The 22,988-nt window shown below is 45.4% G+C and carries 18 protein-coding genes and 5 pseudogenes; 14 read left to right on the top strand and 9 right to left on the bottom strand.

Features of this window, described 5'->3' with window-relative positions; genetic code table 11:
* Positions 1–11: 11 nt before the first annotated feature.
* Positions 12–1,160, top strand: coding sequence for an ABC transporter permease (locus KT99_RS09350; RefSeq protein ID WP_040571828.1), 1,149 nt, complete (start codon positions 12–14; stop codon positions 1,158–1,160).
* A gap of 63 nt (positions 1,161–1,223) precedes the next feature.
* On the opposite strand, the gene KT99_RS09355 is transcribed toward KT99_RS09350, so the two are convergent.
* Both KT99_RS09355 and yjgA read right to left on the bottom strand, forming a co-directional pair.
* Positions 1,224–3,788 (bottom strand): Ig-like domain-containing protein, encoded by a 2,565-nt coding sequence (locus KT99_RS09355; RefSeq protein WP_040571818.1) that lies wholly within the window; start codon positions 3,786–3,788, stop codon positions 1,224–1,226.
* 76 nt (positions 3,789–3,864) lie between these two features.
* The gene (yjgA, locus tag KT99_RS09360; protein WP_005499340.1) at positions 3,865–4,404 is read right to left on the bottom strand and encodes a ribosome biogenesis factor YjgA; all 540 of its coding nucleotides are present in this window, start codon (positions 4,402–4,404) and stop codon (positions 3,865–3,867) included.
* 140 nt (positions 4,405–4,544) lie between these two features.
* On the opposite strand from yjgA, the gene pmbA reads away from it, so the two are divergent.
* From pmbA to arsJ, 5 genes and pseudogenes are all read left to right on the top strand, one after another.
* A complete protein-coding gene (pmbA, locus tag KT99_RS09365; protein WP_005499342.1) occupies positions 4,545–5,885 on the top strand; it encodes a metalloprotease PmbA in 1,341 nt (446 codons plus the stop codon).
* Between the two features lie 505 nt (positions 5,886–6,390).
* A pseudogene (locus KT99_RS09370) lies at positions 6,391–6,737 on the top strand (metalloregulator ArsR/SmtB family transcription factor).
* A gap of 25 nt (positions 6,738–6,762) precedes the next feature.
* Entirely contained in the window at positions 6,763–7,809 is a 1,047-nt protein-coding gene (arsB, locus tag KT99_RS09375; protein WP_005499355.1) for an ACR3 family arsenite efflux transporter, read from the top strand.
* Between the two features lie 124 nt (positions 7,810–7,933).
* Positions 7,934–8,956, top strand: coding sequence for an ArsJ-associated glyceraldehyde-3-phosphate dehydrogenase (locus tag KT99_RS09380; RefSeq protein WP_005499357.1), 1,023 nt, complete (start codon positions 7,934–7,936; stop codon positions 8,954–8,956).
* Between the two features lie 68 nt (positions 8,957–9,024).
* A complete protein-coding gene (gene arsJ, locus KT99_RS09385; RefSeq protein ID WP_005499359.1) occupies positions 9,025–10,290 on the top strand; it encodes an organoarsenical effux MFS transporter ArsJ in 1,266 nt (421 codons plus the stop codon).
* Positions 10,291–11,044: 754 nt separating this feature from the next.
* Here arsJ and KT99_RS09390 read toward each other — a convergent pair.
* Positions 11,045–11,248, bottom strand: a pseudogene (locus KT99_RS09390) (phosphorylase family protein); the annotation flags it as partial.
* 209 nt (positions 11,249–11,457) lie between these two features.
* Here KT99_RS09390 and KT99_RS22015 point away from each other — a divergent pair.
* Positions 11,458–11,568, top strand: a pseudogene (locus tag KT99_RS22015) (DUF3465 domain-containing protein); the annotation flags it as partial.
* Positions 11,569–11,975: 407 nt separating this feature from the next.
* Positions 11,976–13,349, top strand: a complete 1,374-nt coding sequence (locus tag KT99_RS09395; RefSeq protein ID WP_005499361.1) for an alanine/glycine:cation symporter family protein — start codon at positions 11,976–11,978, stop codon at positions 13,347–13,349.
* Positions 13,350–13,757: 408 nt separating this feature from the next.
* Here the strand turns inward: KT99_RS09395 and KT99_RS09400 are convergent, their stop codons facing one another.
* Entirely contained in the window at positions 13,758–14,033 is a 276-nt protein-coding gene (locus KT99_RS09400) for an HU family DNA-binding protein (RefSeq protein WP_005499362.1), read from the bottom strand.
* A gap of 215 nt (positions 14,034–14,248) precedes the next feature.
* Positions 14,249–14,650, bottom strand: a complete 402-nt coding sequence (locus KT99_RS09405) for a hypothetical protein (RefSeq protein WP_005499363.1) — start codon at positions 14,648–14,650, stop codon at positions 14,249–14,251.
* Positions 14,651–14,892: 242 nt separating this feature from the next.
* Here KT99_RS09405 and KT99_RS09410 point away from each other — a divergent pair, with 242 nt between their 5' ends.
* Entirely contained in the window at positions 14,893–15,402 is a 510-nt protein-coding gene (locus KT99_RS09410; protein ID WP_040571829.1) for a DUF4240 domain-containing protein, read from the top strand.
* A 435-nt stretch (positions 15,403–15,837) separates the two neighbouring features.
* Here the strand turns inward: KT99_RS09410 and KT99_RS09415 are convergent, their stop codons facing one another.
* Together KT99_RS09415 and KT99_RS20745 are read right to left on the bottom strand one after the other, a co-directional pair.
* The gene (locus tag KT99_RS09415; RefSeq protein WP_040571830.1) at positions 15,838–16,119 is read right to left on the bottom strand and encodes a hypothetical protein; all 282 of its coding nucleotides are present in this window, start codon (positions 16,117–16,119) and stop codon (positions 15,838–15,840) included.
* A 112-nt stretch (positions 16,120–16,231) separates the two neighbouring features.
* Positions 16,232–16,537, bottom strand: a complete 306-nt coding sequence (locus tag KT99_RS20745; protein WP_083804831.1) for a hypothetical protein — start codon at positions 16,535–16,537, stop codon at positions 16,232–16,234.
* Positions 16,538–16,763: 226 nt separating this feature from the next.
* Between KT99_RS20745 and KT99_RS09420 the strand changes: the two genes are divergently transcribed.
* Positions 16,764–17,300: a DUF3016 domain-containing protein gene (locus KT99_RS09420; protein WP_005499367.1), complete on the top strand. Its 537-nt coding sequence runs from the start codon at positions 16,764–16,766 to the stop codon at positions 17,298–17,300.
* An 81-nt stretch (positions 17,301–17,381) separates the two neighbouring features.
* Here the strand turns inward: KT99_RS09420 and KT99_RS09425 are convergent, their stop codons facing one another.
* Positions 17,382–17,693 (bottom strand): hypothetical protein, encoded by a 312-nt coding sequence (locus KT99_RS09425; protein ID WP_005499368.1) that lies wholly within the window; start codon positions 17,691–17,693, stop codon positions 17,382–17,384.
* A 56-nt stretch (positions 17,694–17,749) separates the two neighbouring features.
* Between KT99_RS09425 and KT99_RS09430 the strand changes: the two genes are divergently transcribed.
* From KT99_RS09430 to KT99_RS09440, 3 genes are all read left to right on the top strand, one after another.
* Entirely contained in the window at positions 17,750–18,631 is an 882-nt protein-coding gene (locus tag KT99_RS09430; RefSeq protein WP_005499371.1) for a TraB/GumN family protein, read from the top strand.
* A gap of 177 nt (positions 18,632–18,808) precedes the next feature.
* Entirely contained in the window at positions 18,809–19,435 is a 627-nt protein-coding gene (locus KT99_RS09435; RefSeq protein ID WP_040571819.1) for a chemotaxis protein CheD, read from the top strand.
* Between the two features lie 146 nt (positions 19,436–19,581).
* Positions 19,582–20,415, top strand: a complete 834-nt coding sequence (locus KT99_RS09440; RefSeq protein WP_040571831.1) for a MaoC/PaaZ C-terminal domain-containing protein — start codon at positions 19,582–19,584, stop codon at positions 20,413–20,415.
* Between the two features lie 137 nt (positions 20,416–20,552).
* On the opposite strand, the pseudogene KT99_RS20750 reads toward KT99_RS09440, so the two are convergent.
* Positions 20,553–21,347: pseudogene (locus KT99_RS20750) on the bottom strand (ISAs1 family transposase); the annotation flags it as partial.
* Positions 21,348–21,404: 57 nt separating this feature from the next.
* On the opposite strand from KT99_RS20750, the pseudogene KT99_RS09455 reads away from it, so the two are divergent.
* Positions 21,405–22,857 (top strand): annotated as a pseudogene (locus tag KT99_RS09455) (formate--tetrahydrofolate ligase).
* Positions 22,858–22,988: the final 131 nt, after the last annotated feature.

Here is a 22,988-nt window from a genome sequence, read left to right on the forward strand (position 1 = left end):
GTAATAAAATAATGAGTTTTTGGCAGCTGGTATCAGCCGAGTTAAAGGCAATAGTGGCAGATAAGGCCATCGCAGTGACCCTATTTGGTGGTGTGCTGTTTTATTCGGTTTTATACCCCTTACCTTACCTGCATCAGGTGCCGACCGAGCAACAGCTGGTGGTGGTGGATCTGGACCGTTCCTCATTGAGCCGCCGTCTGATCCGTCACGCGGATGCCAGTGCGAAAATCAGTGTTATCGGCCAGGTGACCAGTATCAGTCAAGCTCAGAGCTGGATAGAATCCGGCCGCGCTCATGGCCTGCTGGTCATTCCCGAAGGCTTCAGGCGAGATCTATTATTGGGCAAGGGGGTAACCTTAAGCTATGGCGGTGATGCCAGCTACTTCCTTATTTATTCCGCGGTTGCTGAGGGCCTAGTTACGGTTGGCATGGATGCGGGTAAACAAGTCCAACTGCTGGGCATGCTGGCTAAAGGTGTGGCGCCTAAACAAGCGGATTTAAGCCTAAACTCGGTGAAGATCAACAGTGTGCCGGCGTTTAACCCTAGCCTGGGATATACCCCCTATGTGGTGCCTGGACTCTTTTTGTTGATCTTGCATCAAACCTTACTGATAGGTACCGGGATCTTAGGTGCCGGCCAATGGCGCAGAAAGGGTTATTGGCGAGAGGTTTCACCTCTACAACTCGTCTGTGGTCGCATCTCGGCATTCATGTTGATCTACCTGTTTTTTAGCAGCTTTTATGTCGGTTTCTGTTTTTACTGGTATCAGGTCAGCGTGCAGGCAAGCCTTACTCTGGTGGCCCTGTGGATGTTACCGTTTCTATTGGCAACCAGCGCTGCTGGTATCGCCTTGAGTAGCTTGTTTGTCCGCCGGGATCTACCGACTCAAGTCTTGTTGTTGGTCTCTATGCCCATCATGTTCGTCTCAGGCTTCGTCTGGCCATTGGCGCTTATCCCTGAGCCTCTGATTTGGCTGTCTCAGGTGATCCCTGCCGTCCCCGCTATTATGGGGATGTTAGAGCTTAATCAGATGGGGGCGTCTTGGACTAGTGTCATGCCTAAATGGCTACAACTTTGGGCCTTGTTCGCAATCTTCTTTGTGCTGGCTTGGTATGGCGTCACACGAAGGCTAAAACCAGCAGTTGATGAGACGAGCTAGTTCTTAATCAGATTCATGTTAGGAACAGTTATATTACTGTCTATGCCCAGTCTGGTTCCAGCCCTATGTCCCAGTAAGGGTGACAGAAAGACCTAGGCTGGATTTTATCTGTTTAGGCGTGGTGACATAGATACTGATGTTACTCGTCTTCGGCGCCTCTCCGACACTGGCTGGATCTATGTCATTGGTTATTATAAATCCAGTCGTTGTCCCGCCATTTCGGCTGGTGTTAAGTACTGCAAAAGCATCGAAGTTAAGCTCTCCGGATGAAGCCGTTACCGTTACTTGGGAGTCGGCTGGCATTATCTGGTAGGCGCTGTCATAGAACTGCACAGAAAATTGTGATGATTGGCCCGGAGCGATATCGGTCAATGAAACGATAGGATCTGTTTCTTTACCTGAATCATCTGAGATGAGCTTACCATCTTGCCAGAGGGTGAAATCTGCATGAGATCCTGACATGGTCATCACTAGGGCCTTACGGATATAGGTCTGGTTGGCTTGATCTATGCCGCAGAGATTACCTTCGCATTGTGGGCCATTAAACTTGCCATCAGGTCCCAGATAACTAGTACTACTTTCAGTGTTAAAGTACTTCTCACCTTCACTATGCTGACCTGTTTCATCGTCATCGCGAAAAGCATCACCTAGATCGCTAAAGCCATTAGGCATATAGGCTTCAATGTCCATTCCGTTGCCGCTACAGGCGATAGGAGCTCCTGATGAGTTCAAGCATGCATCAACGGCAATTCCATCAGCATCATCGAAGATATTATTGCCGTTAGTATCGAAGAAAGTTTCATGACCGAGTGCGTAGGCGAGAATTGTGATTCTGTGGTTCGGTACTCGAGGGCTTGTCGAAGTCCACTCGACACTACAGGACCCATTTACGGTTGAGCAGTTCGGGACTATTTGACCGCCTTCGGCGGTAAAGTTGATGCTGGTGTCATCGGGTGCCGGGTTACCGAAGCTGTCTGATGCGTAAGCTGTAATAGTGGACTTCTCACCATTGAATTGATCGGCTTCGGGGTTTAATGCTGAAGCCGACAGGCTAAAGCCAAGTTGCTGAGGCAGGCCTGTGTTTACGGTTAATTGCTCCGATTGACTGGTAATGGTTTCACCTGTGTCGGAATCGGTCGCTGAGGCAAGAACTCGTACCGGTGTTGGCACTGTACCCGATTGCACGCGAACACTGGCTAACCCTTCAGAGTTAGTAAAGCTGCTAGCGGTATCTTTAGTGGTACCTTGCCCGTTAGAGAAGCTTAAGCCACCGACGAGAGTATCGAGAGAAAATGATACCTGCTGCTGGGCTATGGGTTGTCCATCTGAACCTGTGACCTTAAAGGTCACCAATGAAGATTCTGTGTTGCCAGTACCGCCAGCATCCTTGATACGGATCACCTTAGGCTCAGCCGACTCAAAACTGAGACTTGCCAATGCTTGGCTTTCCAGAATGAAGGCAAGCTTAGCGGTTAATGTTAGATTTCCTGATTGGGTGGTTGCTACGATTTGATCGTTGCGCCGACTGTTACCGCTACAGCTGGTGTTTTGGAAAGTGGAATTGGCCTGGCCTGAAAGTGTGGTGACTGGTGTATCCAGACTAGCGTTGTTACCCAATACACAATCTGAGCTAAAGCTGATTGAAGCAGGAGTCTGCACTCGGGTGATAGTACCGTCATCTGCTTGGCTGATCAGCGTTGCCGTGATACCGAAACTTCCGCCTGCACTTATAATGTACTGACTTTCAACTTCACCTTCAACTCGAGTGAGAGAGGTCCCTAAAACACCTGATACAAAGTTATTACTGCTATCGAAATGACCTAACTTAAGTATACCTTCACCACCGATAGCATCGGCTGAAAGGACCTCATACAGGCTATTAGTCTGGTAATTTTGTTCTTGATAGTCTAGCGATACATTGAGGCTGGCTGCGCCAAGGTCACTGGTGCTTGGGGTATAATTTACCTGAGCGATGCCATAGTCACCTGTTAGTGCGCTATTAGGTAGTAAACTTGCGTTACCCGCGGTGAATATAACTTTTAAGCCTTTAATGCCTTGACTCGACGAGTCTAAAAATTGTGCCTGTAGTTGTACTGTCTCATCGACTTTGAACTGAGTGACTATCACTGCTCCATTGATGATGCTGGCGCTGATCTTAGGCGTCTCTTCATCTGGAGTCATACTCGTGCTGGTAAATTCGTAGTTCCTGCTAGCCGAAAGGATATTGTTCTCGGCGGCTCCGGTATCGAATTGAGCCGTTAAGATTCCCGCACCTAAGAATAGACCAGGATTACTGAGTATGACTCGAGCTATACCACTGGAATCTGTCAATTTAGTCGCTGGAGTCAAAGTGCCAAAGGTGGCACCGAAACTGATTAAGCCGCCGCTGCTATTCCTGCCACCTTGAGTGAGTTTTGCCACAGCGCAGATGCTGGCATTACTGACAAAACTCAAGTCGCTGGTCGCCTCGGCACATTGGCCATCGACAAGGGTTTTATAACTCAGGGAGAGAGCGAACTCTCCGGTGCTGCCGCTGTTATCGCCACTGTCATCGGATGGGCCATTACAACCTCCGATAAACAATAAGGCAAGCAGGGTGAATAGCGCAGCAGGTTTTATCAGTCGCATAAGCAACATCCTTGTGAAATTAAAATAGTCGAAAATTTATAGGGCGGATATATCTTTATCGATATTTTACGCCAGGCTATTCAGCAAGTTCGCTGCGAATATATTTAACTAACTCTATTGCTGACTTAGATGCATCATCAGGCTTTTTTGTGAGCTCTTTTTTAGACTGGCGTACGAGTTGGCGCAGCTTCTGTCTTTCTAAGTCTGGATATTTTTCGATGAGGGCCTGCACCGCACTGTCCCCTTCGCTTAGAAGCTGATCTTTAATTTTTTCAGCAACATTTTGCTTAGCACTCTCATTACTGTTCTGGTTTAACACATTTTTCATCTTGAGTTGCAGCTCTTCGATGTCGACATAACGCATTAACTTACCAATAAATTGCAGCTGACGACGGTAAGCCTCAGTATTTATTTTTATGATCTTAGTTTTTAATACGTTGTCATATAACATCTCATCAAGTTCCAATCTGTCGATCTGAGTTTTGCTCAGCGCAACGATTTTCTTTCCTAGCTCTTGATATATCGCAATTTCACGTTTGGTTTCTGCTCTACTGGCATAATCTTCATCATGGTCGAAGGGCTGTTTAAAGTGTTCTGAATCACCGACTACTTTCATATATAAATATCTCTCTCCTAAACTGAGGTAATAATAACATTGCATGAGAAAATCGCCTATCGGCGAGGCAAGTTATTTAATGTACTTGGGTATTGGGTTTGTTATGCTATCAAGATCCCTGATAACAAAAGAGCAGATTTGTGACGACACCTAGCATTGACACCGAATTAGATTCATTAAAAGACGCTGTATCTATGGCACTCGAGTATGCCAAGCAACTCGGTACATCGGGTGCAGAAGTTGCTATCAGTAAACAACAAGGGTTATCCGTATCGACTCGAATGAAAGAGGTTGAAACGGTTGAGTTTAATAAAGATGGCGCGTTAGGTATCACCTTGTTTCGTGATGGCTGTAAAGGCAGCTCATCGACCTCAGATTTGAGCCCAGAAGCGATAAAAGAAGCGGTCAAGGCTGCCAATGGTATTGCAAAGTTTACCTCATCGGATCCTTACAATGGACTAGCCGAAGCCGAACTCATGGCAAAGGACTTTCCTGATCTAGACTTGTATCATCCTCAAGAAGTCACTCCAGAAGAGTTAATTGAGTTAGCAGCGCGTGCAGAAGAAGCTGCATTGGATGTCGATAGCCGGATCACAAATTCTGATGGGGCCAGTGCTAATGCCCACACAGGTATAAAAGTTTACGGCAACAGCCACGGATTTTTACATGGCTATTCCAGTTCTCGTTACAGCCTAAGCTGCGTGGTTATCGGTGAGACTGATGGCAATATGCAGCGTGATTATGATTACACTATCGCTCGAAAATTGAGTGAGTTGCTATCACCGGAAGAGGTGGGACGCAAGGCATCGGAGAAGACGTTAGGTCGTCTTGGTGGACGTAAAATTGCTACCACTGAGTTGCCGGTATTGTTTGCTCCTGAAATCGCCACCGGACTCATGGGTCATTTAGTGGGCGCTATCAGCGGCGGTAGCCTCTACCGCAAGTCGAGCTTCCTCCTCGACTCCATCGATACTAAGATATTCCCTGATTGGTTTAGCATCGATGAGCAGCCGCATATGGTCGGCGGCTTAGCGAGTGCTAGCTATGACAGTGAAGGCGTTGCGACTCAAGACCGCGCTATTATTCAGGACGGGGTGCTCTCTACCTATCTGTTAACCAGTTATTCGGCTCGAAAACTGGGCCTGAAGAATACCGGACATGCGGGTGGTATATACAACTGGACACTCTCTCATACAGGGCAAACCTTCGATGAGCTAGTGAAAGAGATGGGCACGGGTCTTATCGTGACCGAGGTCATGGGCCAAGGTGTCAATGCCGTGACTGGTGATTATTCTCGCGGTGCGGCGGGCTTCTATGTCGAAAACGGCGTGGTCCTCTATCCTGTAGAAGAGATCACCATAGCGGGCAATCTCAAAGACATGTTTCAGAATATCGTTGCAGTGAGTAAAGATCGCGATCTGAGATCTTCGATCCGTACCGGTGGCATCTTGCTCAGCGATATGAAGATCGCTGGTAATTAGGTTTCTAACCTTCCAGGTTCCTAGAATCTAGGTTTTAGGAACTAGGTTTTAGGAACTAGGATTTTCTTGAATTCTTGAGGGCTCAAGATAGAGCCAAGAAAGCCATAAAGTAGAAGTGCAACTAAACACATGTCATTCCGGCATGCCTTTGGCCGGAATACTGCTCGACTACTTGAAAGACTGTTAGCTTGAAGAAAAAGTTGCCTTACCGCCTACCGCCTTATAGCTTCTTTATCGCTTCTCCCTAGGCTTACTGTCCAGAGCTGAGTCTCATCCCCCCGCCATGCCATGAACTACTTAGATCCCAAGGATAACCGACGCACTTCTTATTCCTAAATTATCAAATTCCTCACTTATTTAGAGTAACTTACCTATTGAACATATGGATAAACAGATATATGATTCGTCGTATATTTGTTTTGGCATATGTCTTTCTTTTTTATCGAATGCTCAGGTATTGTGAACCTGAGGTTATATGTCGAATACAAGCTTGTATGGAGTAAACATGACCACTTTAGAGTTTTTTAAACTGTTATCCGATGAAACCAGACTACTCAGTTTGCTGTTGATCATTGCAGAGGGGGAGTTATGTGTCTGTGAGTTAATGCAGGCGCTAGACGAGAGTCAGCTAAGGTGTCAAGACACTTGGCTCAAATGAGAAAGGCAGGTCTGCTGCTGGATAAGCGTCAGGGACAGTGGGTGTTTTATAGGGTAAACCCTGAGTTACCAGATTGGATCAATAAGACGCTTACAGAGCTCAGTGAAAATAATAAGTCACTCATTTCAAGTAATATCACTAGGTTACACAAAATGGGCGAGCGTCCGGAACGTGTACGAGCTTGTTGTAATTAAACCGATAAAAATTGAGGAAATAAAAATGGGATTATTTGAACGTTATCTCAGTGTTTGGGTAGGGTTAGCTATTCTTGCTGGTTTGGTTTTTGGCAATCTAATGCCGGCTGTATTTGCCTTGGTGGCATCGCTGGAATATGCCCATGTTAATTTAGTTATCGCCGTACTCATTTGGGTGATGATTTACCCCATGATGGTGCAGATCGACTTTTCATCGATTAAAGATGTCAAAAAGAGCCCACAGGGGCTCATTCTGACAGTCGTTATCAACTGGCTGGTTAAGCCTTTTACCATGGCACTCTTGGCCTGGTTATTTTTTAAGGTGCTGTTTGTCGATTGGGTCGACCCTCAGAGCGCGACCGAATACATCGCCGGTATGATTTTACTCGGCGTGGCTCCTTGTACGGCCATGGTGTTTGTCTGGAGTCAGCTCATCAAGGGCGATCCAAACTATACCTTAGTTCAGGTATCGGTAAACGACCTCATCATGGTGGTGGCTTTCGCCCCTATCTGTGCATTACTGCTGGGTGTGAATGATATCCAGGTACCTTGGGAAACCTTACTCTCTTCGGTATTTCTCTATGTGGTTTTACCTCTGGTTGCCGGTGCGCTAACCCGTAAAAAGCTAGAAGCAGACGGGGATTCCGAGTCATTAAACAAGTTTGTTAGCAAGCTTAAACCTTGGTCTATGCTGGGTCTGCTCGGCACGGTAGTGCTGCTATTTGGCTTCCAGGCCCAGACGATTATCGATGAGCCACAGAACATCTTACTCATTGCCATCCCTCTGATGATCCAGACCTATGGCATCTTCTTCATTACTTACTATATCGCTAAGAAGATGAAGCTGTCCCATAAGATAGCGGCCCCGGCTTGCATGATAGCGACCTCTAACTTCTTCGAGTTAGCCGTCGCCGTGGCTATCTCACTATTTGGTCTGCACTCTGGAGCGGCCCTAGCTACGGTTGTTGGTGTCCTGGTTGAGGTTCCGGTTATGCTCACTCTGGTGGCTTTCGTGAATAGTCGGCGCAGTAAATTTGAAGCCGATACTGGTAATGAAACGGTCGAAACATAAACATTGACTGAGTGTCCCGATAGGATTTAGGACCTAGAATCTAGCTTAAGAGCTAGATTCTAGAGTTAGTAATAGCTGAATCGTAATAGCTGAATTGTAATAGAAGCAATCAAGGAACTGAGTCATGAGTATTAAGATAGGTATCAATGGATTTGGCCGCATGGGCCGCTTGGCATTAAGAGCCGCCTGGGATTGGGATGATGTCGAATTTGTACATATCAACGATCCTGCTGGAGATGCCCATACTTTGGCTCACTTGTTGATGTTCGATTCGGTCCATGGACGCTGGCAACATGAAGCCACAGCAGATGAAACTGGTGATAGCCATTACATAGTGATCGGTGATAAGCGTATCCCTACTAGCCGCAATACGGCTATTGCGGATACTGACTGGTCTGGTTGTGATCTGGTTATCGAGGCGTCTGGCGTGATGAAGTCTAAGGCTAAGCTGCAGGCTTACTTGGATCAAGGAGTGAAGCGTGTCGTGGTGACGGCGCCAGTGAAAGAGGAGGGGGTGCTTAATGTGGTGATGGGAGTCAATCATCATTTATATGACAAGGACCTCCACCCTATAGTCACAGCGGCTTCCTGTACCACCAACTGTTTAGCACCCGTGGTGAAAGTACTCCACGAGAAAATTGGTATCAAGCATGGCTCCATGACCACGATACACGATATTACTAACACCCAGACCATCCTCGATGCGCCCCATAAAGATCTGCGCCGCGCCCGAGCCTGTGGTTTGAGTCTTATCCCGACCACGACAGGTTCGGCCACCGCAATTACCCATATATTCCCAGAGCTTAAAGGCAAGCTTAACGGCCATGCGGTGCGAGTTCCTTTAGCCAATGCTTCGCTGACAGACTGTGTATTCGAGCTTGAGCGTGCTACTACAGAAGATGAAGTCAACGCCCTATTCAAAGAGGCCGCGGCGGGAGAGCTCAAGGATATCTTAGGTTTCGAAGAGCGCCCTCTGGTTTCGGTAGATTACAAGACAGATCCACGCTCCTGCATCATAGATGCGCCATCGACCATGGTCGTTAATGGCACTCAGGTGAAGCTCTATGTCTGGTATGACAATGAGTGGGGATATGCCAACAGAACAGTAGAGCTAGCGCGAATGGTTGGATTGCAAGATAAAAGCTAAGAAGGAAACTAGTTCCTAGAATCTAGAATCTAGGAACTCAGGGCTCGAATCTAGAGTGTAGGATATTTATGTTTTCCAGTATCAAAGCTTTACCGGAATCTGTGAGGCAATATCTGCTAGTCACAGGCAACTATTGGGCATTTACCTTGACCGATGGTGCCCTGCGGATGCTGGTGGTGCTGCATTTTCATCAGCTAGGTTATAGCCCTCTCGCTATCGCCATGCTGTTTCTCTTCTACGAGATTTTCGGCGTGATTACTAACTTAGTTGGTGGTTATCTGGGGGCACGTATTGGGCTAAACAAGACCATGAATATTGGTCTGGGCTTGCAGGTCGCGGCGCTTGTCATGCTGCTGGTGCCAAGCTCCATGCTTACCTTAATTTGGGTGATGATGGCGCAGGGCATCTCCGGCATAGCCAAAGATCTCAATAAGATGAGTGCCAAGAGTTCAATCAAGATGCTGCTTGTTACTGAGCCATCTAACGGCCAGACAGACGGCGAGGCTAAGGCTGGAGATGATGTCAATGCTAAGCAGCAGAAACTCTATGGCTGGATTGCCAAGCTTACCGGTTCTAAAAATGCCCTCAAGGGAGCGGGATTCTTTCTTGGTGGCGCCCTGCTGAGCCTGTTTGGCTTCACGTTTGCCATCGCTATCATGGCAATCGCGCTAACCTTAGTCTGGGTCTTGAGTCTGTTTACTCTCAAGCGAAATCTGGGCAAAGCCAAGAACAAGCCCAAGTTCAGCGAGATATTTTCTAAGAGCCGCAGTATCAACATATTATCAGCGGCGCGTATGTTCCTATTTGCTGCCCGTGATGTCTGGTTTGTGGTGGCATTGCCCCTCTATCTCGGCAGCCAGTTTGGCTGGGATCACTATTATGTGGGAGGATTCCTGGCACTTTGGGTGATTGCTTATGGCTTGGTGCAGACTCAAGCGCCAAGGTTTACCTCTAAATCCGATGGCTCCGCGCCAGGAGGCAGGCAAGCCCTGCTATGGGCTTGTGCTCTTACGGCTATCCCTGGGCTGATTGCGCTAGCCTTGACCTTTAATATCAGCCCTCAGTTGAGCCTGTTAGCTGGATTGATGCTCTTCGGTGCAGTATTCGCGGTTAACTCTTCACTACATAGCTTTTTGATTGTCAATTATGCCAGCGACGATGGTGTCTCCCTGGATGTGGGATTTTACTACATGGCCAACGCCATGGGGCGCTTAATTGGCACTGTGCTTTCCGGCTATGTGTATCAAGTAGCAGGGTTAGAAGTTTGTTTGTGGATCTCATCAGTAATGTTGGGGCTGACGGCTGTTATCAGTATCTATCTACCCAAGGATTAGCCGCCTTGAAATGAAGGTGGTTTACATTTTTTATTTAGCATCCGGCTTATTTTTTACTTGGTAGTTTGCTAGTTTATCGTACCTTTGCTGTTATCTATCATCTGCGGTGAGCTATGTGCAGATACTTCAACTAATTTTAGGGCCTTATAATTGAAGGCTATTTGCATTTTTTGCTGTTGGCTTTTTGTATTGGGGAGTGTGATTGAAGGTTTAACCTTCATGGCTACCTATCGCTTGCTGCGGGCTTATATGCAGATACTTATATGGACCCATCCCGTTTGCAAGAGGCTCTCTATTCGATTTAGCTTTTTAAATTGTGGGTAGCGTCTCCATAGGTCGTCATTCCCGCAATGCTTTTGGGCGGGAATCCAGTGCCTTTCGGTATTTGGTCGGTTGTTGAAGGCTAAACCCTCACTTTTACTTATCGCCTGTAGCGGGCTATTAGTGTAAGTAATCTCTCGGTACGCTGGTTCTCGATTTTAAAAGAGTCCATCCCTGGGTGCTCTGCGGTTTCAAACAACTTCCATGTTTAACAGTCAGTTCGACAAAATATGTCCATATACAACAGCCAGTTCAGCTTCCATGCTTCTCGTTCATAGGCACATGGCTATGCCATATTCACCCTGTCTCTCGTTCGAAGAGTATCACTTCGCGACACCTCACCCTGAAACCTAAGTCCTTGAGCTAACTTACACCTGCTGATTTACAAGAAATCTGTCTATTCGATTTAACCAAATTTGACCCGAGTCCTCTATTATTTCTTCTTGCTCTCGACAAATGACTGAATTAATTTCAGGAAGTCACTTTCGGCTAACTTTGCACTTTTGAGGGTTTGCTCGTGTGACAGTTTTACATCACCTAGGCCCTCTGCCATGTTGGTAATGGCGCAAATCGCAAGCACAGGTAAGCCACAATGCGTGGCAGAGATCACTTCTGGTACAACAGACATACCCACAATTGCCCATCGACTATTCGTAGCAGTTTGCGGAGCAAGCAAATAAATTAGGTCAGACAAAGGTTAATGGCATGTCTTCGAACCTTTTCCAAAAAAAACGAAGGCGATCACGACGATAAAATGAGCAAGATCAATCTTTGTCTATAAATACTAAGACGTTATCAAGCTAGGGAGGGTTTGGCACATGAGAAAACTATCAATATCAATTTTATGGTGTATATGAATGGAATAATAAAGGTGGTGTAGTGCATTGGATTCATCGAGATCCAAATAACAATCATATAAATGGCTGGCTAAAGCATAAAGGTCATATGTACCAGTAATTTTATAACAAGCTAATAAATAATGGCGCTGGGGGGGGGGCTCTCATCATTGAGGCATCCCAGCATAGTCAACGGTCTTAATCTATTCAATCATTGGTCAGCCTTCAGGACATTGATGTATCCATACACGGCACCTGCTGCAGGCAATAAACACTATTGAAGCTATGGACTTGATGAATCCTATAACTACCCATACAGCTAGATGAAGAAAAAGATATTTGAATCAAACTTGTTATCCGACAAGTTATCCAATTTCTATGTGTAAAACTATTCACTAATAGTTTCCCCCTGCGCCCTTTCCAAACCTTGACTATTCGTTGTACTCTGTAGCGCAATCAAAAATATTAGCCATAGAGCTAAACGCACAAAAAACATAAAAATAATCAGCAAGAATTGAAGAGGTTTGAATGGAAGGAATAACTGAATTTATCAGTATGATCAATGGCTTTGTATGGGGTGTCCCCATGCTGGTCATGATCTTAGGTGTTGGTCTGTTTCTCTCCGTAGGTTTGAAACTGATGCCAATTTTAAAATTGGGAACCGGCTTTAAACTGCTCTGGTCTGGTCGGATCCCTGATAAAGATAAGTCGATGAAGGGGGAAATTAGCCCTTTCAATGCATTAATGACTTCGCTTTCAGCAACAATCGGTACGGGTAATATTGCCGGTGTTGCTACAGCTATCTTTATTGGTGGTCCGGGTGCGTTATTCTGGATGTGGTGTACGGCGCTGGTGGGTATGGCGACTAAGTTTGCTGAGGCAGTACTCGCGGTAAAATATCGTGAAATAGATGCAAATGGCAACCACATCGGTGGCCCTATGTACTACATCAAGAATGGACTCAGCAGTAAGTGGGCCTGGTTAGGTACCGCGTTTGCCCTGTTCGGTTCTTTTGCCGGTTTCGGTATCGGTAACACGGTACAGTCAAATTCGGTAGCCGATGCCCTAAGCAGTAACTTTGGTGTGCCGACTTGGGTAACAGGTCTTGTATTGATGGTGCTAGTCGGTGCTGTACTGATGGGCGGGATCAAGCGTATCGCCGATGTGGCGGGTAAGCTGGTACCACTTATGACCCTGTTCTATATCGCCGCGGGTCTTGCCGTATTAGCGGTTAATGCAGCCGAGATCCCGGATGCTATAGTGCTAATTTTTCATAGTGCATTTAACCCGGTTGCGGCTCAAGGTGGCTTCGCCGGTGCAGCGGTATGGGCAGCGATTCGTTTCGGTGTGGCACGAGGCATCTTCTCCAATGAAGCAGGCCTAGGTAGCGCACCGATTGCTCACGCTTCGGCTCAGACTAATAACCCGGTCGCTCAAGGCCTGGTTGCCATGTTGGGTACCTTTATCGATACCTTAATCGTCTGTTCAATCACAGGCCTGGCAATCATAGTATCGGGGGCTTGGACATCGGGTGAGAATGGCGCGGCGATGACGTCCTTGGCATTCTCATCGGCGCTGCCTATGGGAAACTATATCGTGGCAATTTCCCTGTCTGTGTTCGCCTTCACCACCATCTTAGGTTGGAGTGTGTATAGCGAGAAGTGCGTGCAGTATCTATTTGGCGTGAAGGCGGTGAAGCCTTTCAGAATTCTATGGATTCTGGTGGTGCCATTAGGTGCGGTTAGTTCACTGGATTTCATCTGGTTACTGGCCGATACGCTCAATGCCATGATGGCGATTCCAAACCTTATCGCTCTGGCATTACTCAGTCCGGTAGTGTTTAAACTGACGCGGGAATACTTTATTAAGAAGCGCGAAGAAGATGATGCTGCTAAGGTTTAATCTATAATCGCGACATAATCGACAATTAAAAGCGCCGAGAGGCGCTTTTTTATTGTCTGTGATTTCAGATTGTTCCAGTGTGGGCAGAGCCTGTTTTAGCCAGATATCGGGTTGGCTAACCTTGTCATCTACCAGTATTCGTAAGCGCTGATAAGAAAGATATCAGGCTATTCGGAGGAGAAGTGAGATCTATTTAACATTATTTGCAGATAATAAAAATTATTGGTTAGTGGGGGAGGACGGAGAGTGAAGTTGATTTAATTCTATTTTAAACAATTATTTAATGTGTTTCGTGAACTAGGCTATCGCCGAGAATAAGATAACCTAGCAGGTTGCGGATCACAAATTTAGTAAACTCAGGCATAAAAGAAATCTCCCTGTAGGAGGTTTCTTTTAGACAGAAAAACCTTACTGATTAACGCTATCTTTCAGTGTTTTGCCTGCTTTAAACTTAGGTACGGTTGCAGCTGGAATCTGGATCTCTTTACCCGTCTGTGGGTTACGACCAATACGTGCCGCTCGATTTGTAGTTTCAAAAGAACCAAAGCCAATAATAGAGATTTTATCACCGCTCTTCAGTGCTGCTGTGATTGTCTCTTCAAAAGATTTTAGTGCGCGTGCAGCTTCTGTTTTAGTCAGGTCCGCATTTTCAGCCATTTTTGCAACAAGTTCAGTCTTATTCATTTGAATCGTCTCTTCTTTCTGTAGATTTAATTAAGCTAACCACATTAGGTACTTAGTAATTACGCTAGGTAACATGCCATAAGCTTAGCCATTTTTAAAGGGTTTTAGCGTCCTAAAATGGCGTTTCAGGTCAACTTTTGAATAAATAATCATCAAAATGTGCTTGTTTGACGAATCATCGAGCATTTACTCTCGTGGTGGACCCGTTATCTGGTTCATTCCTGTTTGATTGATGCTTCCGCTTGCAAGTAGTCCTTAGTGGATTTGGCCAGAGCAAGATAGATTTGGAATGATAAGAGTAGCATGGCGACTATTGCGATGAGAGGCACGGGAATATCATGTCCATCAAGGATGACTTTGACATCTTGCGGCGAGATTTGATAGGCGATAATGGCTGTGCCACCCAGTGCCGATAATCCCAATGTTTGTATGCCTAAGTAAACTTTAAAAATAATGCTGGCCCAGTTAGTCCTTAGTATCAGACCTATGAGAACGGGGATAACCCCTAGAGAAAATAGACCCACGGCTTGAGTGTTGACAGCCCGGGATAGGGCGAGCAGGGCCAAGGCGAAATATAGCAACATGAGTATAGATAAGCCTAAGGGTGGTTTTTTCATTGAATGTCTCATAGAACCTAAGTGATAGTTTATCTTGCGGTTAGGAATCGCTGGCGAGTGTAGAAAAGTTCATCAGTGCTGTCAAAGGCATTAATCTTATTTCCCCCCGTAAAGAAATAAGATTAATGCCTCTGTTGATACTTTTACCGACTCTCTCTTTCCTATCAGAGAGTTTGTACTGTCTCGAGTCGGCATATTGGTTAGAATGGTCAAAAGCAGTAGATGAGAGAGAAGAGAAGCCAATGACTGAAATAGAATTCTGGCAACTGGTAACGAGAGAGACACCCGCGCAAGACCAGATAAGCCTTGCCGATAACCTTAAGAGTAAATTAGAGCGATTATCTGACCAGGAATTGCTCGAATTTGATAAAATATTCGGTCAGCAGATGCGCAGATCCTATTTTTGGTCTATTTGGGGAGCGGCTTATATTATCACTGGTTGTGATTCAGAATATGCTTTTGCCGAGTACCGATGTTTTCTTATCTCATTGGGTCAAGACTGGTATGAAAAAGTGATCGCCAATCCCGATGAGATTGCCCGGTTAACTCAGTGGCCGGAGAAAGATGGTTATCCTTACCCGTTTTTGGATGAATATGATTTGATAGCCGGTCAGATCTTCGAAGATAGAACTGGCGAGGAACTTCCTTTTATCCCTTCCGGAAAAGCGACACCACAAGGTAAAAAATTCACCACTAAGAAAAAGCAGTTAACACTTATTTATCCACAATTGAGTCAAAGGTTTCCATTCTAAACTGGCTTTGTTTGGCTGATGTTTTAGAGAAGGGAAGCTAATAAAGCGAGGTTAACCTCGCTTTTTTATTGAGCATCTAATTAGGCAATAATCACTTCGACCTCGGTGGCATTATCATATTCACGTCCATGTTCGTTACAGATATTACTGATAAACTTGTTTTCAGCCTTTTCCAGGCCAGCGTCGAAATCTTGTTGCTGGTTAACTTATTCAGTATGTTAAACGGTAAACCATGAACCTAATCTGAATGAAAAGTGAGCGGTTTGATTTAGAGCGAGATGCCCGATTAAGAGTCGGTAATGGCTATTTTGAGGAAGTTGGCTTGGGAGCTGTAAGGAAGGCGAGGCATAGATTGTCTCGCTCCCGTTTTCTATACTTATCTCGATAGCATTGGCAAGTGTCATTCCACTTGCCAATGTGGATTCGTTATATGAATTATAGTGAAGTACAGATCTCTTCACCGGTATCTAGGTCGATAGAGTATTCGGTACAGATTGGCTGTAACATCTCGAGGTTTTCTTGCTCGAGTTGCTGATCGTTTTCCTCTAATTGCTCATCTGCACTCATGTCATCGGTGAGGGCCTGATACTGGCTAAGCACATCGTCGGCAGTAGCCTTAGTCTCATCTATCTTTAAGTTAGTTAGGTCGGTGGCACTCACTAAAGAAGATGCAGCGAGAAGAGAGAGCATTAATATATTTTTTAGTGAAGAAGTCATAGTTATACTCATAGTGCTTGGATAGATATTGTGTTGCATATTATCATCACCAACTTGAATATCTGCTGAACTGTTAGCGATTTCAGCCAGGTTTATAGATAAAAAGGAGTGCTTATTCTCTTGTCATTGTTTCACATTGAAACCCCTGTCGGCTGGAATCGAAGCGGCACCTTAGCCCGCATTCCCAGGGGGCGTGATCAAACTTGACCGACGTCTCTAATGCGTGTTCACGGCAGGCCTCATAGTTGATGAAGCCATCTTGCTTCTTATATCGACCCGAATCATAGCCATTGGTATACACGAAAGAGGACCAAGTTTCAGGTATATGGCTCTTTTCTGAGCGATTGATAAGATAGAGGCTAGTACCGAGAGCGATAAAAATCAGAGTAACAAGAATAAGCGCGGGAGAATTTTTCATTTTATGTCAGGATTTTTAGCATTGAGTGACGCTATTCTATTTATCAATGATAACTTTTGATACAGTTATATCTCATTATTATGTAATTAAATCTAGCGTGTTACGGTCTAGTATAAATGGGACTCTATACAAATGAATTGTCACTAATTGTTTTGCATTAAGCTCATATTCAGGTTAGATTTTGTACGCTAAATGCCATAGGAAAAACTTAGCCTAGGAGGCTGATATGAAGTTAATCCATCTATTACTAGCAGGAACTATGGTTTCTGGCGTGATGCTTTCTGGTTGCGCAGTTGCCGATGATGTAGCTGGAAATCCAGTGACAGAGCACGGTGTGGTTAAGATAACTTGGCAAGACCCTAAGAATTTTCGTGATGTCAAAGCGGTGAGCGATATTCAGTCGCGTTATGAGGCTCGTACGTTTGCAACATTAACCAAGGGCCTAGATAAAGAGGCTCGAAAAATTCTCAAACCTGAACAAAAACTTGAGTTAATCGTAACAGACTTAGATCTTGCTGGCGATGTCAGACCGACATTCGGTGCGACCATGAATGATATTCGCTTGGTCAAAGATATCTATCCGCCTCGCATTACCTTTAGCTATTCGGTACTCGAGGGCGATAAGGTGGTCATGGTAGGTAACGAGAAGCTGACCGATATGAGCTTCATGCATAACATAGGTCGTATGAGTGATAAGCCATTAAGATATGAGAACAAGCTACTTGCCGATTGGATGAAGAAGAAGGTTGAGCCTAAAATTTAAGTTTTAAATGAAAAAGGCTAAATGAGCGAATCGCTTATTTAGCCTTTTTTGTTGCGTTATTCAGAGCTCACAAAGTACAGATTATTTTGATTGCTCTTTAAATGCCTGTAATGTCTGAATCAATACACCTAACTTGCGTACAAACTTCTCTAATGCAGCAGGCATATTTTCGCTATCAGTCGGTAGCGCTTCGAGTTCATCTGCAAGCTCCTGGACATAGGGCTTAAAGCGATTGCTGTTGGTGGTGAAGCCTTCAGTCTGAGTGAATATCCTATTGAACTTAGCATGACCCGCATTTTTTAACTCATCGAGCTTGCCATCTGCATCGATGGATTTACGATAGGCTGATTGTAAGTTTTGTTTCAATTGTTCAATAACACGTGTATGTGGCACAAAAGCCTCTCATTGCATAAACTTTTAAATTATCGAGATTATAAGGGGCTAATCGGATGGCAACAAGTCGGCATAGGCTATTAGTCGGTGTTGTATGGCTCGTTTTCTCGGGTTTTATCGCATCGACCCAGGCTGCAGTAGAAGATAGGCCTCCCTTTTTTAAGATCGATTATCAAGGTCAGACAGCCTATCTACTCGGTTCCATTCATGTAGGCCAGGCTGATTTTTATCCTATGGCACCGCTGATCGAAGCTAAATTTGAGTCGGCAGGATCTTTAGTTGTCGAGGCCGATGCGGGCAGTGCCGACATCATGGCTTTGATCAAAAAGTATGGCTTGAACAAGCTTGCCATAGACGTTGAAACTAAGACTGTACTCGATGCGTATTGTAAGCCAAGAGGCAGTGTGTGTGCTGCACTGAGTGGATTTGCGCCTTGGCTGCAGTCGATGCAACTGGGAATGAATCGATTCGAAGAGCTAGGTTACAGTGCAGGTTATGGTGTAGATCAGCGGTTTATTGCTAACAATCAAGGTCGGCCCTTGTTAGAGCTAGAAAGTACCGAGTTCCAGTTTCAGTTACTCTCCTCCTTCGATGAGGAGTCTCAGTGGGCCATGGTGAGAGATGCCATAGAATCACCGGACGAAGATATGCATGGCCTGGTTATGGCATGGAGAACGGGAGATGCGGCACATATCGCCGAGCTTATGCAGGGCCAGATGTCAGATGAGCGGGATATCTTTATGTTGGACAAATTGCTCTGGCAACGAAACATAGATATGGCAGCGAGAATTCGTGAGCTAATGCAAGAGTCTGGCACTCAGCAACCGCTATTTATCATTATCGGTGCCGGCCACCTGGTTGGCGATAGAAGTATTCCCATGGAGATGACTCAGCACGGTGCTAAGGTGAAAAGCTGTTGGCAGCAGGCGTGTGATTGATACCAATTAATCCCAGAGTTAATGTTAATCGCCAGCTCAATAAGGATTAAATAATGATTAAGTATTAAGGCTAGCCTGCATTTGCCTGACTATACTTTGGACTCATATTGGTACGCAAAACAATACTCGCATCCTAGATAGAGTTTGAGTTGGTCAAATTAACAGCAAGGAGGCTGAATGCAAGCTGTCGCAATTCCTCCACCACGAATGGGTTTCGAGAAGATCCCCAGAAACTGGGATAGGAAGCATAACAAGGTCATAGCCAGAGTCGACCCCGGCGTTTTCTATATATCCTCCCATGACGAATATATCTTCACCCGTTTGGGTTCCTGCGTTGCCGCCTGTATCTGGGACCCCTTATTGGGGATCGGGGGCTTGAATCACTTCCTCTTGCCCGAGAAGGAACTCCACGAAGACTGGCATCAACTGACAAGTTATTCGTGTCGCTATGGAAACTTGGCCATGGAGCAATTGATCAATGGCATCTTGACCTCTGGTGGTCAACGACAAAGATTGAAGGCAAAAGTGTTTGGTGGGGCGCAGATAACCAAGATGTCAGTGCTCAATGTCGGTCAATCTAACATAGAGTTTGTCAAGGAATACCTGAAACTCGAGGGGATCGCGATAGAGTCGGAGGACTTGGGCGGTCCCTGGCCGCGTAAGGTGCTGTTTCACCCTAATAGCGGTAAAGTCTTGTTGAAACGTATGTCACCTGCACGCATCGGTCAGATGATGACTGAAGAGAAGGTCTATCTTAATAATATCGTCAAAAATAAAGAGGATAACCAGGTAGAGCTGTTTTGAAATAGATTAATTCAGTTTGAATTTAGCGTATTTGGCGTATTTGGCGTACTTTAAGGTATACTCGCCAGCTTGAAAGCTGTTTGGTGAGATAAAACTTGAAAGGTTCGGTTAACGTGGAAAATGATTATTCTATTGAATTGAAGGCGATGCCTTCGCTGTTTTCCCTCTATCGTAAGATCTTCTTCGGGCGTAAGCCAGGATGGAATGAGCAGCCTTTGCCACGGATCTATGTTTCAGTCTCTAATGTCAGCTTATCGCAAGATAAAGTGGCCCAATACTCATCGGTATGTGGCTTCGACTTTGACGGCACGACACTGCCCATGACTTACATGTATGTGATGGCATTTCGTCTGCATGCGGCTATCTTTATCCATGATGGCATCACGTTTCCACTGCTAGGCATGATTCATCTTAACAACAGTATTTCTCAATACAGAATGTTAAATGTCGATGAAAAATTCGATATTGAGTGTACCTTAACGAGTAGCACAGTGACGGATTCAGGCTTAGAATTCGATTTAGTCTCGAAAGCTTTTGTCGATGGTGAATTGGTTTGGGAATCATCGTCTACTTACCTCTATCGTATCGAGAATGGTAAGCGCCGTATTCGCCCACCTAAGGCTAATGCCATGGCTTGGGAGTCACCCGAGGCCTGGAGTTTAGACGATGATTTAGGTCGCCGTTATGCGAAAGCTTCGGGAGACTATAATCTTATTCATCTTCACCCCATACTCTCGAAACGTTTTGGTTTCGACCGTGTGTTAGCCCACGGTATGTGGTCTAAGGCTCGCTGTATCGCCCAGATGATGCCGCAAATTGGCGAGCGTCCCTGCAAGGTGGATGTTGCATTTAAACTGCCACTGTTAATGCCTGCCGATGTGACCTTCGATTCCGAGGCCGATGAAGATGACTTAGTCTTTGAACTCAGAGATAAACGGGGTCGTCGCCCACATCTATCGGGAAAAATTAGCTTTCTGTGATAGATTATACCGCTTGGTATTAAGCAACGTTGCGGCCTGCAAGATGCTAAACCATTTCTGCTAGCTTTATTCTACTAGATTACTATTTATTGATTTAGATTCAAAAAAGCTTAAATAAGCCTCACTAATCCTACTTTTGCTATTTTTCTCATCACATTAAAAGCAAGCGGACCTCGGCCTTTACGGATCCGTGATTCATCTTCTCTGAATGTCATATCTAACACCCAATGCATACTTTCTACTTGCCAGTGATTTCGCACAGAAGATAACGCCTGCTCTGCATTTAAATCTAATGAGCTAATGTACCAACGTGTTTCAGTGGTCTCTTTACCTGTCATTTTTTCATGTACGTCTGATGTCACTTTGATAATGCTTTTTAAGCCAACCCACTGATATTTATTATTTAACCAACTTTTATTAACCAGCACTTGCTGACAACGTCTTGTTTCAATTCGCCCTGTAGACCAGAATGATGACCTTTAAGCGCTAGAATATAATCAGCCTTTTGCTTAACGATTAGCTTTGCTATCTCTTTTTGACATCCCATAGCATCGAGCGTGATGATGCTGACAACTCCAGGCGCTCACAGTATGAAGTGCAGTTTTGCCGTCAATGGCAATGACATCGCAACCAGTACCTTCTAGGAGAGAAGAAATCCAAGCTTGAAAAGCTTTCTCTATTTCATCCGCTTTTAATCGGCAGATAACACGGGCAATAGTGTCATGCCGAGGAATACCGGCTTCAAAAGGACGATACTGACGAAGCCAATCAAGCTTTAGATGTCCAAAGTTTTCAATGTCTTCCCATCCTTCAGAGCCTGACATAACCGCACTTATAGCGAGTAAAATAATATCTAATAAGTTATGTTTTTTACAACGCTCAATACGGGGATCCGCAATCGAATCAAAATGTTTTAAAAAAGTAGCAGTCATTAACATCACCAAAAAAGAGTATTTGGTGATCTGATCGCTACTTGAGCATAAAGTTCAATTTATAATGATCTTACCGTGGAGATCTCTCGTCAAGCAAAGCTTAGTCCTATCAAGCATATCGCAAATAAGTTAGGCATAGAACCCGGTGAATTATCGCTATTTGGCGATACTAAAGCAAAGATCAATTTATCGATATTAAATCGCCTGCAAGCAAATCATGAGGGGAAGTTGGTGATTGTCAGCGCCGTGACTCCGACTCCGTTCGGTGAGGGTAAGACAGTCACCACTATTGGTCTGTTCCAAGGATTAAATGCCATAGGTAAGCGTGCTACCGCTTGTATTCGTCAGCCCAGTATGGGGCCTGTATTTGGCATAAAAGGCGGAGCTGCTGGTGGCGGATATGCCCAAGTCGTGCCGATGGAGGAGCTTAACTTGCACCTCACCGGCGACATTCATGCGGTTAGCAGTGCTCACAACTTAGCGGCAGCGGCTATCGATGCTTGCCTGTTTCATCAATCCAGATTATCTCGAGATGAGTATGTTGTACAATCCGGATCTGAGCCTCTCAATATCGATCCTAAGCAGATCCTATGGCGCAGGGTTGTGGATCATAATGAACGCAGTCTGAGAAATATCAGCGTGGGGATAGGAGATAATAACGGACCCGTACATGATTCTGGCTTCGATATCACGGCGGCATCCGAGTTGATGGCCATACTCGCCTTGAGCCGGGACCTGAAGGATATGCGTGGACGTATCGGTCGCCTGATATTGGCGTTAGATACCCAAGGGGCGCCAATTACGGCAGAAGATGTGGGCGTTGCTGGTGCTATGACAGTCATCATGAGAGATACCATCGAGCCGACCCTAATGCAGACGCTAACCGGAGATCCGTGCTTCATCCACGCCGGCCCCTTTGCTAATATTGCACATGGAAATTCATCGATTATCGCCGATAGAATCGCGCTAAAACTGTCGGATTTTGTGGTCGCGGAAGCAGGTTTTGGTTCGGATATGGGCTTCGAGAAATTCTGTAATATCAAGGTCAGAGAATCTGGCAGGGCGCCCGATGCGGCCGTTGTCGTGGTGGCGATTAATCATTTCCCAACGGATATCGACACAGAAATCCAATGGTTTAAAGGGGCTGTGGCCGAGACATCGGCCTTTGGCTGTGAAGTCAGTGAGGCCTTTAGTGAAGGGGCTAGCGGCGCCGAAGCTCTGGCAAGAGCCGTGGTGAGTGCCACGGAGCAAACATCTAATTTTAGATTTCTCTATCCCGTTAGATATCAGTATGGAAGCTAAGCTAATGACGATTGCCGAAGCTGGCTATGGGGCGAAAGGGATCCCAACAGACTTCGAGTTGCCAATAACCCAATTTAAGATCAATGCAGGAGCGGGCTTTATCACCGCCCTGGTCGGTAAAGTGATGACTATGCCTGGCTTAGGCGTTAAGCCAGGGTACTTGAATATAGATATTAATGAGCAAGATGAGATAGTTGGATTGGCATAAATAGAAGAAGGCTGATATGACGGCCTCTGGCATAATCGATGCTGAAGAAGTCAACTGCTGGCAACGTCCAGATTGAGTACATCCTGAGTGATGTAGCCAGATGTACTGAACAGGGTCTTTTATAACTCAAA

The sequence above is a fragment of the Shewanella benthica KT99 genome (genome assembly GCF_000172075.1).
GTDB classification, from domain to species: domain Bacteria; phylum Pseudomonadota; class Gammaproteobacteria; order Enterobacterales; family Shewanellaceae; genus Shewanella; species Shewanella benthica_A.

Coding starts and splice junctions, on each gene's coding strand:
- KT99_RS09350 (WP_040571828.1), top strand. CDS start 12: ATGAGTTTTTGGCAGCTGGTATCAGCCGAGTTAAAGGCAATAGTGGCA.
- KT99_RS09355 (WP_040571818.1), bottom strand. CDS start 3,788: ATGCGACTGATAAAACCTGCTGCGCTATTCACCCTGCTTGCCTTATTG.
- yjgA (WP_005499340.1), bottom strand. CDS start 4,404: ATGAAAGTAGTCGGTGATTCAGAACACTTTAAACAGCCCTTCGACCAT.
- arsB (WP_005499355.1), top strand. CDS start 6,763: ATGGGATTATTTGAACGTTATCTCAGTGTTTGGGTAGGGTTAGCTATT.
- KT99_RS09380 (WP_005499357.1), top strand. CDS start 7,934: ATGAGTATTAAGATAGGTATCAATGGATTTGGCCGCATGGGCCGCTTG.
- arsJ (WP_005499359.1), top strand. CDS start 9,025: ATGTTTTCCAGTATCAAAGCTTTACCGGAATCTGTGAGGCAATATCTG.
- KT99_RS09395 (WP_005499361.1), top strand. CDS start 11,976: ATGGAAGGAATAACTGAATTTATCAGTATGATCAATGGCTTTGTATGG.
- KT99_RS09400 (WP_005499362.1), bottom strand. CDS start 14,033: ATGAATAAGACTGAACTTGTTGCAAAAATGGCTGAAAATGCGGACCTG.
- KT99_RS09405 (WP_005499363.1), bottom strand. CDS start 14,650: ATGAAAAAACCACCCTTAGGCTTATCTATACTCATGTTGCTATATTTC.
- KT99_RS09410 (WP_040571829.1), top strand. CDS start 14,893: ATGACTGAAATAGAATTCTGGCAACTGGTAACGAGAGAGACACCCGCG.
- KT99_RS09415 (WP_040571830.1), bottom strand. CDS start 16,119: ATGACTTCTTCACTAAAAAATATATTAATGCTCTCTCTTCTCGCTGCA.
- KT99_RS20745 (WP_083804831.1), bottom strand. CDS start 16,537: ATGAAAAATTCTCCCGCGCTTATTCTTGTTACTCTGATTTTTATCGCT.
- KT99_RS09420 (WP_005499367.1), top strand. CDS start 16,764: ATGAAGTTAATCCATCTATTACTAGCAGGAACTATGGTTTCTGGCGTG.
- KT99_RS09430 (WP_005499371.1), top strand. CDS start 17,750: ATGGCAACAAGTCGGCATAGGCTATTAGTCGGTGTTGTATGGCTCGTT.
- KT99_RS09435 (WP_040571819.1), top strand. CDS start 18,809: ATGCAAGCTGTCGCAATTCCTCCACCACGAATGGGTTTCGAGAAGATC.
- KT99_RS09440 (WP_040571831.1), top strand. CDS start 19,582: ATGCCTTCGCTGTTTTCCCTCTATCGTAAGATCTTCTTCGGGCGTAAG.